At 65.7% G+C, this 14,128-nt stretch carries 11 protein-coding genes and 1 tRNA gene; 7 read left to right on the forward strand and 5 right to left on the reverse strand.

Annotation, left to right across the window (positions count from 1 at the left end; translation table 11 throughout):
• Positions 1–17: 17 nt before the first annotated feature.
• Together KIT25_06860 and KIT25_06865 are read right to left on the reverse strand one after the other, a co-directional pair.
• Complete coding sequence (locus KIT25_06860) at positions 18–1,646, reverse strand: twin-arginine translocation signal domain-containing protein (GenBank protein ID UYN96646.1); 1,629 nt, start codon at positions 1,644–1,646, stop codon at positions 18–20.
• Positions 1,647–1,846: 200 nt separating this feature from the next.
• Positions 1,847–1,923: transfer RNA gene (locus tag KIT25_06865), tRNA-Pro, on the reverse strand.
• A gap of 122 nt (positions 1,924–2,045) precedes the next feature.
• Between KIT25_06865 and KIT25_06870 the strand changes: the two genes are divergently transcribed.
• A complete protein-coding gene (locus KIT25_06870) occupies positions 2,046–2,882 on the forward strand; it encodes an aspartate dehydrogenase (GenBank protein UYN96647.1) in 837 nt (278 codons plus the stop codon).
• A 9-nt stretch (positions 2,883–2,891) separates the two neighbouring features.
• Here the strand turns inward: KIT25_06870 and KIT25_06875 are convergent, their stop codons facing one another.
• Both KIT25_06875 and glpD read right to left on the reverse strand, forming a co-directional pair.
• The gene (locus tag KIT25_06875; protein UYN96648.1) at positions 2,892–3,464 is read right to left on the reverse strand and encodes a Spy/CpxP family protein refolding chaperone; all 573 of its coding nucleotides are present in this window, start codon (positions 3,462–3,464) and stop codon (positions 2,892–2,894) included.
• A gap of 61 nt (positions 3,465–3,525) precedes the next feature.
• Positions 3,526–5,049: a glycerol-3-phosphate dehydrogenase gene (gene glpD, locus KIT25_06880; GenBank protein UYN97853.1), complete on the reverse strand. Its 1,524-nt coding sequence runs from the start codon at positions 5,047–5,049 to the stop codon at positions 3,526–3,528.
• A gap of 63 nt (positions 5,050–5,112) precedes the next feature.
• Between glpD and KIT25_06885 the strand changes: the two genes are divergently transcribed.
• From KIT25_06885 to KIT25_06910, 6 genes are all read left to right on the forward strand, one after another.
• The gene (locus KIT25_06885; protein ID UYN96649.1) at positions 5,113–5,379 is read left to right on the forward strand and encodes a hypothetical protein; all 267 of its coding nucleotides are present in this window, start codon (positions 5,113–5,115) and stop codon (positions 5,377–5,379) included.
• A gap of 87 nt (positions 5,380–5,466) precedes the next feature.
• Entirely contained in the window at positions 5,467–6,372 is a 906-nt protein-coding gene (locus KIT25_06890) for a glycine--tRNA ligase subunit alpha (GenBank protein ID UYN96650.1), read from the forward strand.
• A 105-nt stretch (positions 6,373–6,477) separates the two neighbouring features.
• Positions 6,478–8,925 (forward strand): glycine--tRNA ligase subunit beta, encoded by a 2,448-nt coding sequence (gene glyS / locus KIT25_06895; GenBank protein UYN96651.1) that lies wholly within the window; start codon positions 6,478–6,480, stop codon positions 8,923–8,925.
• Positions 8,926–8,927: 2 nt separating this feature from the next.
• The gene (gene ppdK / locus KIT25_06900; protein ID UYN96652.1) at positions 8,928–11,615 is read left to right on the forward strand and encodes a pyruvate, phosphate dikinase; all 2,688 of its coding nucleotides are present in this window, start codon (positions 8,928–8,930) and stop codon (positions 11,613–11,615) included.
• Entirely contained in the window at positions 11,612–12,559 is a 948-nt protein-coding gene (locus KIT25_06905) for an ATP/GTP-binding protein (GenBank protein ID UYN96653.1), read from the forward strand. Before ppdK ends, KIT25_06905 begins: the two co-directional genes overlap by 4 nt.
• A complete protein-coding gene (locus KIT25_06910; protein ID UYN96654.1) occupies positions 12,556–12,984 on the forward strand; it encodes an HIT family protein in 429 nt (142 codons plus the stop codon). The genes KIT25_06905 and KIT25_06910 overlap by 4 nt, the downstream gene beginning before the upstream one ends.
• On the opposite strand, the gene KIT25_06915 is transcribed toward KIT25_06910, so the two are convergent.
• Positions 12,981–13,940 (reverse strand): LysR family transcriptional regulator, encoded by a 960-nt coding sequence (locus KIT25_06915; protein ID UYN96655.1) that lies wholly within the window; start codon positions 13,938–13,940, stop codon positions 12,981–12,983. The genes KIT25_06910 and KIT25_06915 overlap by 4 nt on opposite strands.
• Between the last annotated feature and the right edge of the window lie 188 nt (positions 13,941–14,128).

The following is a 14,128-nucleotide window of genomic DNA, read 5'->3' on the forward strand; positions in this document are numbered from 1 at the left end:
GCCCCTCTCGTCCTTCGTCAGCTCGCGATCCAGGTGCGGCGCATGCCGCCGCCCGCGAAGCTCCACGGCCCCGAGAAGGACACTTGGTAGTCCTTCACCCTGGCCCGGTTGCCGGCCATCATCAGCGGCACGAAGTGCGTGTAGAGCATCGGCAGGTCCTTGTTCACCAGCGTCTCGACGTCGGCGTACATCTGCTTGCGCTTGGCCCGGTCGCGCTCCTTGCGGGCCGCCATGATGATCTGGTCGGCCTTCTCGTTCTTGTAGCCGATGCGGCGGCGGTTCTCCGGCGCGCTCGACAGGATGTTGCGGGCGAACCAGCCATCCGGGTCGAGACGGTAGGAGTTGGCCGTCGAGTCGATGTTGAAGTCGCCCTTGCCGATCTTCTCGTTCATGACCGGCGTCGGCGCGATCTCGAGCACGACGTTGAAGCCGGCGTCCTTGAGCATGGCGTGGACCAGCTCGCCCGACTGCTGCATGTAGGGGAAGGTGTCATTGGCGATGATGGTGAGCCGCTGGTCGCCGCCCTTCGCCTTCTTCCGCAGCGCCTTGGCCTTGTCGAGGTCGAATTTCGGCCACGACTCGATGGCGTCCGAGTGCCAGGGGCTGGCGGAGCTGTAGAAGCCCTTGGAAACCGAGCCGATACCGTTGAACACGGCCTGGTGGATGCCCTCGTGATCGACGGCGTGGGCTATGGCCTGGCGCAGCAGATGGGCGTCGGGATTGTCCTTGTCGGCCAGCAACCCGTTCTTGAGATTGAAGAACAGCATGGCGGTGCCGACCTGCGCCACCGGGAAGGTGTCGAACGTGGCGGCCATGTCCTTCTTGAAGGCCGGCGCATCGGCATAGGCGACGTTGTCGATGAGGTCGAGTTCGCCCGCCCTCAACGCCGTGAGGCGCACGCGGTCTTCCTTCTTCGGATGCCCGACCAGTCCATCGAGGTAGGGCAGCGAGTTGCCCTGGGCGTCCGTCTCCCAGAAATTCCCGAACCGCTCCATCTCGCAGACGTCGAGGCGGCGCCACGACTTGAACTTGAACGGCCCGCAATTGACGGGGTGCGTGTCGACCTTGTCGACCGCGCCCGGCGCCATCAGGTTCACCGGGTAGTAGACCATGTTGATGTCGAACGCCGCCTGCGGCTCCTTGAGATGGAACTGCACGGTTTCCTTGTTGTCGACCGTGACCCGCTCCACGTCGGATAGCACCGAGCGCGTGAAGGCGTGACCAATCTTGGGATCCTTGATGCGCTCGATGTTCCACTTGACCGACTCGGCGTCGATGGTCTGGCCGTTGTGGTATTCCGCGCCGCGCCGGAGCTTGAAGGTCCAGGTCTTGAGGTCGGCCGAGGGTTCCCACGACGTCGCGACGGCCGGCTTGGCCTCCATCTTGTCGTCGAAATCGACGAGGCCGCCGGTGATGCCGGTCAGCGGATGAGAGACGAAATAGATGATGTTTCGATGGGTATCGAGGCCCACCGAATCGTCGCGCGTGCCGAAGCGCAGCGTGCCGCCCCGCGTCGGATGCTTCTTGCCCGCCTGCTGCGCGGCGGCTGGCAGTCCGGCAAGCGCGGCGGCGGTCAGCGCCGTCGTGCCGGTGAGGAACTTACGCCGTGTACTCTCGAGACCCTTGCTACGTGCTTCGTCGGTCATGGACGTCGCCTCCCTAATGCGTTGTTCTTGGGTCAAACGCGGCTATGTGAAGTCATGCCTGTTCGATTCGATGGCTCCTGAAGAGATGCGCACATATTGCATGCGCTGCGAAACACCCTGCCGTCATTCGATGGTAAGGTCAACCACGCGCAAAATAAAGAACGGCGCGTCTCGCGACGCGCCGTTCTGCAACTCCCGATTGGTCGGAGTGAGAGGATTCGAACCTCCGGCCCCTAGCTCCCGAAGCTAGTGCTCTACCAGGCTGAGCTACACTCCGTCGGTGAAGATCGGAGTCTGCCTCCGCTCGGGACGCGGGGTTATAGCCGCGCCCTCCCATGGTCGCAAGGCTCGGGCCGGGCCGCTATAGTCGCGACTCGAAGCGACCTTCCGGGTGAGGAAATGGCGAAGAAAAAGAAGAAGGCCGGGCGGCTCAAGATCGCCTTGATCGGCTACGGCGCCATCAGCCAGACGCTGTTCGACGTCTTTCGCGAGAAGAAGCCGCCGATCGATGTCGTCGGCGTGCTGGTGCGGCCCGGGCGCGCCAAGGAAACGAAGCGCAAGGTCGGGCGCAAAGCCGTCGTGGTCGAGAAGCTGAAGGATCTGTTGAAGCTTCGTCCCGACGTGGTGGTCGAGGCCGCGAGTCAGCAAGCGGTGCGCGACTGGGGCGAGGAGATCCTGAAGAAGGGCTTCGACTTCATGGTGATCGCCACCGGTGCCTACGGAGACCCCAAGCTGTGGAAGAGGCACCGCGATGTCGCCGCGAGGAGCGGCGCGCGGCTGCGCCTGCCGTCGGGTGCCATTGCCGGCCTCGACGGCCTGCTCGCCATGCGGCTCGGCAAGCTCGAGAGGGTCAAATACACCTCCATCAAGCCGCCGCACGCGTGGGCCGGCACGCCGGCCGAGACCGATTTCGACCTGCCGGCAATCAAGGAGCCGACGGTGATCTTCCGCGGCTCGCCGGCAGACGCCGGACGGCTTTATCCGAAGAACGCCAATCTCGCCGTGACCGTCGCCTTGTGCGGCGCGGGACTCGATCACACCGACATCGAACTGGTGGCCGATCCGACCCTGCCGCCGGGCGTGAATGCCAACCGCCTCGATGTCGTGAGCGATTCGGGCGAGATGACCATGTACCGCACCGGCCGCGCCATGCCGGACAATCCCAAGACCGGCGTTCTGACGGCGCTGACGATGGCCGACGACCTGATGAAGCTGGTGCGCTCGAGCGACTGGTAGCGGCGGCCTTCAGTGCGGCCCGTGACGACGGCCGCGCGGACGTTCGAACAGGGCCTGCTGCTCCGGCGTGAGCACGGCATAGAGCGCTTCGAGCGATGGCCGCACCGTCTGGAACGCGTCCAGCCGCGCCTTCATGGCGTCCTCGCGCAACGCCATCCGGTCGGCGAAGCTCGCCACGTTCATGATGTCGTCGGGCAGGGTGGCGCACCGCGCCTTGCTCTTGGCCGCGGCCTCGTCGGCCGCCGTCTCGAAGGCGGTCCAGGCCGCCATCTGCTCGGGCTTCAGGTCGAGACGCGTCTTCAGATAGGCGCGGTTGCCGACCCGGCGTGCGACCTGCTCCTGGCACATCGCCTTGGGCGAGAAGGAGCGCATGCCGTGCATGCCGGCCGGCCGGTCCGCAGGTGGACCGACGGGCCGGTCCGGTGCGCCCGCCACCGGCGGCGGCGCAACCGGCGGCGTGGCTTGGGCGAAAAGCGGTCCGTGGAAGCCGCGGTCGAGAGCGCTGGCGGCGGTCGCGCCGGCGATGACGGCCATCGCCGCGAGAACGGCCGATCCGGCGAGAAGCGAGGGACGAAAGCGCATGAACTGACTCCGAAGGAAGCTCCTGACATCGCATACGCGCCGGACGGGTAGGACGTGCCCGTCAGGTGTTGGGAATTTGTTGCTTCATCCACCGGGCGAATTCCGATCGTTGCTCGGCCGTCATATGGAGGCCTTCCTTGGTCCGCCGCCACAGGACGTCGTCGGGTTCGAAGGCCCATTCCTCGCGCATCAGGTAGCGTGCCTCGGCCTCGTAGAGATGGCCGCCGAAATGCCGGCCGAGGTCGGCCTCCGTCCTCGCACCTCCGAGCAGTTCGTCCAGTCCCGCGCCGTGGCGCCGCGCGAGAACGCGCACGAGGGCTTTCGGTAGTTGCGGCTTCACGGCCTGTGCACCCGACACGAACTGCTCGAACGCCGCCTCGAAGCTCGGCGCGTCGGCGAACTCGCCGTCGACAAGTGGCTTTTCCGCCGTCCACGGCCCGCCCATCGACGGGAAATAGGGCTGCAGGTCGCGCAAGGCGTGCTCGGCGAGCCGCCGATAGGTCGTGATCTTGCCGCCGAACACCGAGAGCAGCGGCGCGCCGCCGGTGCCGGACTCGACCTCGAGATGGTAGTCGCGCGTCACCGCCGAGGGGTCGTCATCGCCGTCGTCGAACAGCGGGCGCACGCCGGAATAGGTCCAGATGACGTCAGACGGCGACACCGGCCGCGCGAGATAGTGGTTCACCAGCTCACAGAGATAGGAGACCTCCTCGGGCGAACAGACCGGTGCCGCGCCTTCGTCGACCTGGATGTCCGTCGTCCCGATCAACGAGAACTCGCGCTCGTAGGGGACTATGAAGGCGATGCGGTTGTCGCTGTTCTGCAGGATGAAGGCGTGCTCGCCGTCGTGCAGGCGCGGCACGACGATATGGCTGCCCTTGACCAGCCGTACCCGCTTGGCCGTGCGCACATGAGTCTGTTCGTCGAGGAAGCGCTTGACCCAGGGGCCAGTGGCGTTGACCAGGCCGCGCGCGCTCAGATGCACGGAGGTGCCGTGGGGGCCTGCGAGCTCGATTTGCCACAGCCTGCCGTCGTCGCTGCGGCGTGCCGAAACGCAACGATGGCGGGCGAAGATGCGCGCTCCCATCTCGCGCGCCGACTTGAGGTTGGCGATGACGAGCCGGGCATCGTCGACCCAGGCGTCGGAATAGACGAAGCCCTTGGCGAAATCCGGCTTGAGGCCTGCCCCGAACGGCGAGTTCGCGAGGTCGACGGCCTGCGACTTGGGCAACCGCATCCGCCAGTCGAGATGATCGTAGAGAAAAAGACCGAGCCGCAGCAGCCAGCGCGGCCGCAGGTGTGGTTCATGCGGCAGCACGAAGCGCAGCGGCCAGGAGATGTGCGGTGCCTTGGCCAGCAGGACCTCGCGCTCCTGCAACGCCTCGCGGACCAGCCGGAACTCGTAGTGCTCGAGATAGCGCAGGCCGCCATGGATCAGCTTGGTCGACGCCGACGAGGTGGCGCTCGCGAAATCGTTCATTTCGCAGAGTCCGACCTTGAGTGCGCGCCCCGCCGCGTCGCAGGCGATTCCCGCCCCGTTGATGCCGCCGCCGACCACGAACAGGTCGAGCGGCCGGCTGTCCATTCCATTCATGCACCCGACATATAGCGCGCTTGACCGTCCTGCGCGTGGCCCGCAAAAGGCCGCATGGGATGGCTGCTCAAACTGGCGCTGCTGGCGATGGCGGTGTACGGCGTCTGGATGACGGTGCGCCGCTGGTACCGGTTGTTCGGCGGCGGTGCGGCACCGCCGCCGCCCGCGCCCCGACCGCCCGATTCTCCGCCGGCCCGCCAGCAACCGCCTCCCCGCGGCGTCGTCGTCGAGGACACCCAGCCCTGCCCGGTTTGCAGTGCCTATATTTCTGCAGCCTCGACCCGCTGCGGGCGCGGCGATTGTCCCCTCGGGCGTGCTTGACCGGGTTGGGGGTGGCACCTATTTTGCCGCACCGCAAAAACGGCCTAAGTGACGGAAACACAAGGCCTTCTTAATCCCGGGACGCCCGTGTCGAAGTCACCCCTCGCGAGCAAGCCGCAGTGCTTTCAGGAACTCATCCTGACTCTGCAGGAATACTGGGCGCGCCAGGGCTGCGTGATCCTCCAGCCCTACGACATCGAAATGGGCGCCGGCACCTTCCATACGGCGACGACCCTGCGTGCCCTCGGCCCCAAACCGTGGCGGGCGGCCTATGTGCAGCCGTCGCGGCGGCCCGGCGACGGGCGTTACGGCGAAAACCCCAATCGCCTGCAGCACTACTATCAGTTCCAGGCGATTCTGAAGCCGTCGCCAACCGACATCGTCGAACGCTATCTCGGCTCGCTCGAGGCGATCGGCATCGACGGCACTTTGCACGACATCCGCTTCGTCGAGGACGACTGGGAGAGTCCGACGCTCGGCGCCTGGGGACTGGGCTGGGAAGTGTGGTGCGACGGCATGGAGATCACCCAGTTCACCTATTTCCAGCAGGTGGGCGGTATCGAGGTCGACCTGGTGGCCGGCGAGATCACCTACGGTCTCGAGCGGCTGGCCATGTATCTGTTCGACAAGACGTCGGTCTACGATCTGCCGTTCAACCGGGTCGATTCCGAAGTACCGCTGACCTACGGCGACGTGTTCCTGCAGAACGAGAAGGAACAGTCGGCCTACAATTTCGAGCACGCCGACACCGACATGCTGTTCCGCCACTTCGCCGATGCGGAGAAGGAATGCGGGCGGCTGATCGAGCGCAAGCTGCCGCTGCCCGCCTACGAGCAATGCATCAAGGCCTCGCATTGCTTCAACCTGCTCGAAGCACGCGGCGTGATCAGCGTCACCGAGCGGCAGAGCTACATCCTGCGCGTGCGCGGCCTCGCCAAGGCGTGCTGCGAGATCTGGCTTGCCACCCAGAAGCAGGCGGCGGGGGCGGCATGAAGGCCCGTTGTCATCCTGAGCGCAGCGAAGGATCTAGTGCTTCGACAGGGCCTCTAGTCGAGCAGCTAGGTCCTTCGCTGCGCTCAGGACGACAGGGGTACAGCAATGGCTGAGCTGCTCCTGGAACTTCTGTCGGAGGAGATTCCCGCGCGCATGCAGGCGCGCGCGGCTGAGGACCTCAAGCGCCTGATCGCCGACGGCCTGAAGATAATTGGACTGCCCTTTACCGACATGCGCTCCTTCGCAACATCACGGCGGCTGGCGCTCGTGGTTGATGGCTTGCCGACTGTGCGGCCCGACGTGACGGAAGAGAAACGTGGACCACGGGTTGGTGCGCCGGATCAGGCAATTCAAGGCTTTCTGAGAGCCGTAGGCCTCGCGTCGCTCGATCAGGCCGAGAAGCGTGACACCGGCAAGGGCGAGTTTTGGTTCGCTACCGTGAAGAAGAACGGTGGTCCAACCGCCGAGGCCCTGCCTGGCGTGATCGAGTTCGCCCGACTTCTGTCATGGCCGAAATCGATGAAATGGGGCAGTGGCACAGCTCAGTGGGTGCGGCCGGTGCAGTCGATCGTAGCTGTGTTCGACGGCAAAGTGCTAGATGGTGACTTCCCCATCGGCGGTGACATGGCGCCGGTGAAGTTCGGCGACACCACACGCGGCCATCGTTTCTTGAGCAACGGGGAGATCAGGGTGTCGAGCTTTGCCGACTACCAGGCCAAGCTCAGGGACGCGCATGTACTGATCGATGCGACCGAGCGTAAGAAAATCATCATCGAAGGCGCCGAGCGGCTCTGCCGGTCGGCGCAGGTGGGGCTGAAGAACGACGCGGCCCTGCTGGATGAGGTGGCCGGCCTGGTCGAGTGGCCGGTGCCGCTCATGGGTACGATCGATGCCGCCTTCATGGACGTGCCGCCGGAAGTGCTGATCGTGTCGATGAAGACGCATCAGCGTTACTTTTCGACCGAGAAGAAGGACGGCCAGCTCGCCAACCGCTTCGTGGTGGTTGCAAACAACGTCGCGGCCGACGGCGGGCGCACCATCGTCGACGGCAACGAGCGCGTCCTGCGCGCGCGTCTCAGCGACGCTAAGTTCTTCTGGGACCAGGACCGGAAGGTGCGGCTCGAAGACCGGCTGCTGGCGCTGAAGGATGTCGTCTTCCATGCCAAGCTCGGGTCGCAGGCGGATCGCGTCGGCCGGATCGCCAGGCTAGCCGTCGAGATCGCCGGCCTCGTACCGGGCGCCGAGCGCGGCCACGTCGAGCAGGCTGCGCTGCTCTGCAAGGCCGACCTGGTGAGCGGCATGGTGGGCGAGTTCCCCGAGCTGCAGGGCGTGATGGGCCGTTACTACGCGCTCAGCGAGGAGCTGCCGATGGAGGTCGCCGAGGCGATCGGCGACCACTATGCACCCGCCGGCCCGAACGACCGCTGCCCGAGCGCGCCGGTGTCGATCGCCGTGGCGCTGGCCGACAAGCTCGACGCTCTTGTTTCATTCTGGGCTATTGGTGAACAGCCGACAGGTTCTAGGGATCCGTTCGCCCTGCGTCGAGCCGCTTTAGGATGTATTCGCTTGATAACTGAGACAGGGATCAGGGTTCCTCTGTCTCAGCTTCTTAAGACGCACTATGAACACATCGCTTATCGCGATCCCTCCGTGGCCGACCGATTGATCGACTACTTCAATAGAGACGGTCGAGACATGCAGGAGGAACGTCGTCTAATTTCACTGATTAACGCATCGACGTTCAGGAGCTACTTGGCGGAAGGGCTTGTTCTGGACAATGTCATTAAGCTGTTTGAGCGTACCGATGAGTCTTCGATGAGCATATTCGATGCGTCGCCCCATGTGGATATTTTGGTTGATCGAGCTGAAGACATTCAGCGTATGTCGGGTTCTTCGAACGTAGGGAATCGAACGCCGCGAATGTTGGCGCAACGGGCGTTATTCACGAATACGGACGCCGAGGAAGACCTTGACGCCTACAAAGCTCGAATCGACGCTCATAGTGCCAAATGTCTTGATTCTTTATTGTCCTTCATCGCCGATCGCCTGAAGGTGCAGATGCGCGAGAAGGGTGTCCGGCACGACATCGTCGATGCCGTCTTCGCGCTGGGCGGCGAAGACGATCTCGTGCGCCTGCTGGCGCGCGTCGGGGCGGTGCAATCCTTCGTCGAGACCGATGCCGGCAAGAACCTGCTCACCGCCTATGCGCGGGCGGCCAACATCGTTCGTGCCGAGGAGAAGAAGGACAAGACGTTGTTGGCACGGATCGCCGGGGTCGCCGATGCCGCCCTTCTGGAGCAAGCAGAGGAGAAGGCCGTTGCCTCGTCCCTGGCCGATGTCGGACGCTCGGCAAGAGCCGCTCTGGAACGGGAGGATTTCGCCGGCGCGATGGCGGCGTTGGCGGGATTGCGTGCCCCTATCGACGCATTTTTCGAAAAGGTCACAGTGAACGTCACCGATAAGCCCGAATTGCGATTGAACAGGCTCAAACTGCTCAACCAGATACGGGCCACCATGGATGCGGTGGCGGATTTTTCTCGGATCGAGGGCTGAAGATGGCTCAGACGACGGCCAAGTGGGTCTACAGTTTCGGCAACGGCATCGCCGAGGGGCGCGCCGAGATGCGCGACCTGCTGGGCGGCAAGGGTGCCAATCTCGCGGAGATGTCGAGCCTGGGATTGCCGGTGCCGCCGGGCTTCACCGTGACGACCGAGGTCTGCACTTATTTCTACGCCAACGGGAACTCCTATCCCGGCGAACTCAAGGATCAGGTCGAGCAGGCGCTGGCGTCGATCGAGAAGATCGTGGGCGCGAGGTTCGGCGACCCGGTCAATCCGCTGCTGGTGTCGGTACGCTCCGGCGCGCGCGCCTCGATGCCGGGCATGATGGACACCGTCCTCAATCTCGGCCTCAACGACCGCACTGTGCTCGGCCTCGCCAAGTCGTCGGGCGACGAGCGCTTCGCCTGGGACAGCTACCGGCGCTTCATCCAGATGTTCTCCAACGTCGTGCTCGACGTCGGCCATCACTATTTCGAGGAGGCGCTGGAGCTGCGCAAGGAGGACATCGGCGTCCACATGGACACCGATCTCAAGGCCGACGACTGGCGCATGGTGGTGGGCGAATACAAGAAGATCGTCGAGAAGCGCACCGGCAAGCCGTTTCCGCAGGAGCCGCGCGAGCAGCTCTGGGGCGCGATCGGCGCCGTGTTCGGCTCGTGGATGAACCAGCGCGCCATCACCTATCGGCGCCTGCACTCGATCCCGGAGAGCTGGGGCACCGCCGTCAACGTCCAGGCGATGGTGTTCGGCAACATGGGCGACGATTGCGCCACCGGCGTCGCCTTCACGCGCGATCCGTCGACGGGAGACAATCTGTTCTACGGCGAGTACCTCGTGAACGCCCAGGGGGAGGACGTCGTGGCGGGCATCCGCACGCCGCAGCACCTCACGATCGAGGGCAAGCAGGCGCAGAAGTCCGACGCGCCGGCCATGGAAGAGGTAATGCCCGAGGTCTTCAGGCAACTCGCCGGCGTGCGCGAGACGCTGGAGAAGCACTATCGCGACATGCAGGACATCGAGTTCACCGTGCAGCGCGGCAAGCTCTACATGCTGCAGACGCGCAACGGCAAGCGCACCGCCAAGGCCGCGCTCAAGATCGCCGTCGACATGGTGCGCGAGGGACTGATCGACAGGAAGGAGGCGGTTGCACGCATCGTGCCGTCGAGCCTCGACCAGCTTCTTCATCCGACGCTCGATCCGAAAGCGCCGCGCAAGGTGATCGCCAAGGGTCTGCCGGCGTCGCCGGGCGCAGCGTCGGGCAAGATCGTGTTCTCGGCCGACGAGGCGGAGAAGCGTGCACATGGCGGCGAGAAGGTCATCCTGGTGCGCCGCGAGACGAGCCCCGAGGACATCCACGGCATGCACGCGGCCGAGGGCATCCTGACCTCGACCGGCGGCATGACCAGCCATGCCGCCGTGGTGGCGCGCGGCATGGGCAAGCCGTGCGTCGCGGGCGCCGGCGACGTGCGCATCGACGAGCCGGCCGCGACGATGACGGTGCGCGGAACGGTGGTGAAGGGCGGCGACCGGATCACGCTCGACGGCGCCACCGGAGAGATCATGCTGGGCGTGGTGCCGACGGTGCAGCCCGAGTTGAGCGGCGAATTCGCGGAGCTGATGGCGTGGGCCGACGAGGTGCGCAGGCTCGGCGTGCGCGCCAACGCCGAGACGCCGACCGACGCGGCACAGGCGCGCACGTTCGGCGCCGAGGGCATCGGACTGTGCCGCACGGAGCACATGTTCTTCGACGGCGACCGCATCCTGGCGGTGCGCGAGATGATCCTGGCCGACGACGAGAAGAGCCGGCGCGCCGCGCTCGCCAAGATCGCGCCCATGCAGCGCCGGGACTTCGTCGAGCTGTTCGAGATCATGGCCGGCCTGCCGGTGACGATCCGCCTGCTCGATCCGCCGCTGCACGAGTTCCTGCCCAAGACCCAGGCTGACATGGAGGGGCTGGCCAAGCAGCTGGGTCTGGCGACGCGCGAGATCGAGGCGCGCGCCCACAAGCTGCACGAATCGAACCCCATGCTCGGCCATCGCGGCGTCCGGCTCGGCATCTCCTATCCCGAGATCTACGAGATGCAGGCGCGCGCCATCTTCGAGGCGGTCGCCGAGGTCCAGAAGAAGAGCGGCAAGACGGTGGTGCCCGAGGTCATGATCCCGCTGGTCGCCACCCGCAAGGAGCTCGACCTGATGAAGGCCGTGGTCGATCAGGTTGCCCAGGAGGTTGGCGACCAGTCGGGCCAGAAGATCGAGTACCTCGTCGGCACCATGATCGAGCTGCCGCGCGCGGCGTTGCGTGCCGGCGAGATCGCGGAATCGGCCGAGTTCTTCTCCTTCGGCACCAACGACCTGACGCAGACCACCTTCGGGCTGAGCCGCGACGATTCGGCGTCGTTCCTCGAGAAGTACCAGCAGCGCGGTATCTTCGAGCACGATCCGTTCGCGTCGCTCGACATCGAGGGCGTAGGCGAGCTGATCGAGATCGCGCTCGAGCGCGGCCGCAAGACCCGCAACAGCCTGAAGCTCGGCATCTGCGGCGAGCATGGCGGCGACCCGGCCTCGGTCTTCTTCTGCCACAAGGCCGGGCTCGACTACGTCTCGTGCTCGCCCTACCGCGTGCCCATCGCGCGGCTGGCGGCGGCGCAGGCGGCGCTGGGCGGGCCGCTCAGGACGGAATGAACCTCGACGCGCTCCGGCCCGTCGCCGAGGGCGGAGGCGGCAAGCGCGCGCTCGCCGCGGCGCTCGCCGGCCTCGAGCGCGATCCCGAAAGCGAGACGGCGCTGGCACTGCTCGACGCAGCGTGGCGCGGGGCGCGCGCGCATGTGGTGGGCGTCACCGGTCCGCCGGGCGTCGGCAAGTCGTCGCTTTGCGCGGCCCTGGTCGCGTCGTGGCGCCGCGACGGCCGGTCGGTCGGCGTGATCGCGGTCGATCCGTCGTCGCGGACGAGCGGCGGCGCGCTGCTGGGCGATCGCGTGCGGATCGCCCACGACGCGGCCGACGACGGCAGCTTCGTGCGCTCGATGGCGGCGCGCGAACGGCTCGGCGGGCTCGCCGACCAGACGCTGGCGGCGATGGTGGTGATGCGTGCCGTCTTCGACCGCGTGCTGATCGAGACGGTCGGTGTCGGCCAGTCCGAGACCGACGTGGCAGGCGTGGCCGACACCGTCGTCTTCTGCGTCCAGCCCGGATCGGGTGATTCGCTGCAGTTCATGAAGGCGGGCATCGTCGAGATCCCGCATCTCGTCGTCGTGACCAAGAGCGATCTCGGCGCCGCGGCGGAACGGGCGCGCGCCGACGTGGCGGGGGCGCTGTCGCTGGCGTCGGCCGGCGGCGACGATTGGCCGGTGCGCGTGCTCGCCGCCTCCTCGCGCGGCGGCGCGGGAATCGATCGGCTCATGGTGGCATTGGAAGAGCATCGTATGCACCTGTCGACGGAGGGCCGCCTCGAGATCACCCGCCATCGCCAGAGCGAGGGCTGGGTGCGCGAGGCGCTGCGCGAGCGGTTCGGCCGGCGCGGGCTTGCGCGCCTCGACAGGCTCGGTTTGGATGCGTCGCTGCCGCCTGGCGTCCAGCCGTTCGGGCACCTGCGCGCCCTGTCGGCGGCCCTGGAGGAAGCACGATGACTCACCCGACCGATTCCAACTGCATCTTCTGCAAGATCGTCGCCGGGCAGATCCCGTGCTTCAAGCTGTTCGAGGATGCCGACACCATCGCCTTCATGGACATCAATCCGGTCAACCCCGGCCATTCGCTGGCGGTCGCCAAGGGCCATTGGCCGACGGTCGACGTCATTCCGCCCGACGTGCTGGCGGCCACAGCGCGCGCGGCGCAGCGCGTCGCCAAGGCGGTCGTCAGCGAGCTGAAGCCCGCGGGCGTGAACCTGATCCAGGCCAACGGCCCGGGAGCGGGGCAGAGCGTGCCGCACCTGCACTTCCACATCCTACCGCGCCGGCAGGGCGACAATCTCGCCTTCAACTGGGAATACAGGCCCGGCGACAAGGCCGAGGTCGAGGCGATCTACAAGCGGCTCAAGGCCGTGCTGCCCTAGGCGGCGACCAGCGACGAGCGGCCGGTCGGCGGGCTGAACCACTCGCGCTCGTCCTGGCGGAACTGCTCACGCACGTAGTCGATGACGGTGCGGATGCGCGCGCCCTTGTTGGTCTCCTCGTGGCTGACCAGCCAGATGTCGCGCACGATCCCGAGGTCGATCGGCGCTGACACGAGGTTCGACATCTTGGTGACGTAGTCGGGAAACACCGAGATGCCGTAGCCGACGCTCACCGCCTCCATGGCGGCGTAGGACGAGTTGGTGCGCAGCACGACGCTGGGGCTGCGTTCGACCACCTCGCTCCATGGCTTCATCACCGGCAGATTGTGCAGCGTGGTGTGGTCGACGATCTGGTGCTCGCGCAGATCCTCGAGCTTCTGCGGCAGGCCGTACTGCTCGATATAGGACGGCGCAGCGAACACCGACATGTTGAACTGCCCGACACGAGCGGCGACGAGCTGGTTGGAGGTCGGGCGAAAGAAGCGGATGGCGAGGTCGGCCTGCCGCGTGGCGAGGTCGAGCACCTGGTCGCTGGCGATGACCTGCACGATGATGTCGGGATGCGAGCGGCGCAGCCGGTCGAGGCGCGGCACCAGCCAGTGCGCCGCCAAGCCCTCGGTCGAGGCGATGCGCACCACGCCCGACATCTCGCGGTCGAGGCCGGCCAGGTGGCGCTCGATGGCGGTGGCGTTCGACAGCATCGATTCGGCCTGCACAAGCACGCCGCGCGCCGCGGGCGTCACCTCCATGCCATGGCGATGGCGGTCGAACAGCTTGGCGCCCAGCCGGCGTTCGAGCGCCTGGATGCGGCGCCCTACCGTCGTCTGCTTGGTATTGAGTTGGGTTGCAGCGGCGCTGAAACTACCCGTCTTCGCGACGGCCAAGAAGAAGCGGACGTCGTCCCAATCGCCGAGAATATTCGGCACCTTGGTCTTGCGGGGAGTAGGCGTGGCCATAATTGCAACAATCGATACAAATGAGTTTCGGGCTCAAAGTTTACTTTAAGTAGGCAGCATGGTTTATCTTATACCATTAATTGTGCACTGTCGTTTTTTGTCTCGTTTATAGGGCATTAGCCGTCTTCTTCAACAAACGGCTACACCCTGACGGTATGTATCTAGCTCCTGCATTGGTTAGTCAATCA

It is taken from the genome of Enhydrobacter sp. (assembly GCA_025808875.1).
Classification (GTDB): domain Bacteria; phylum Pseudomonadota; class Alphaproteobacteria; order Reyranellales; family Reyranellaceae; genus Reyranella.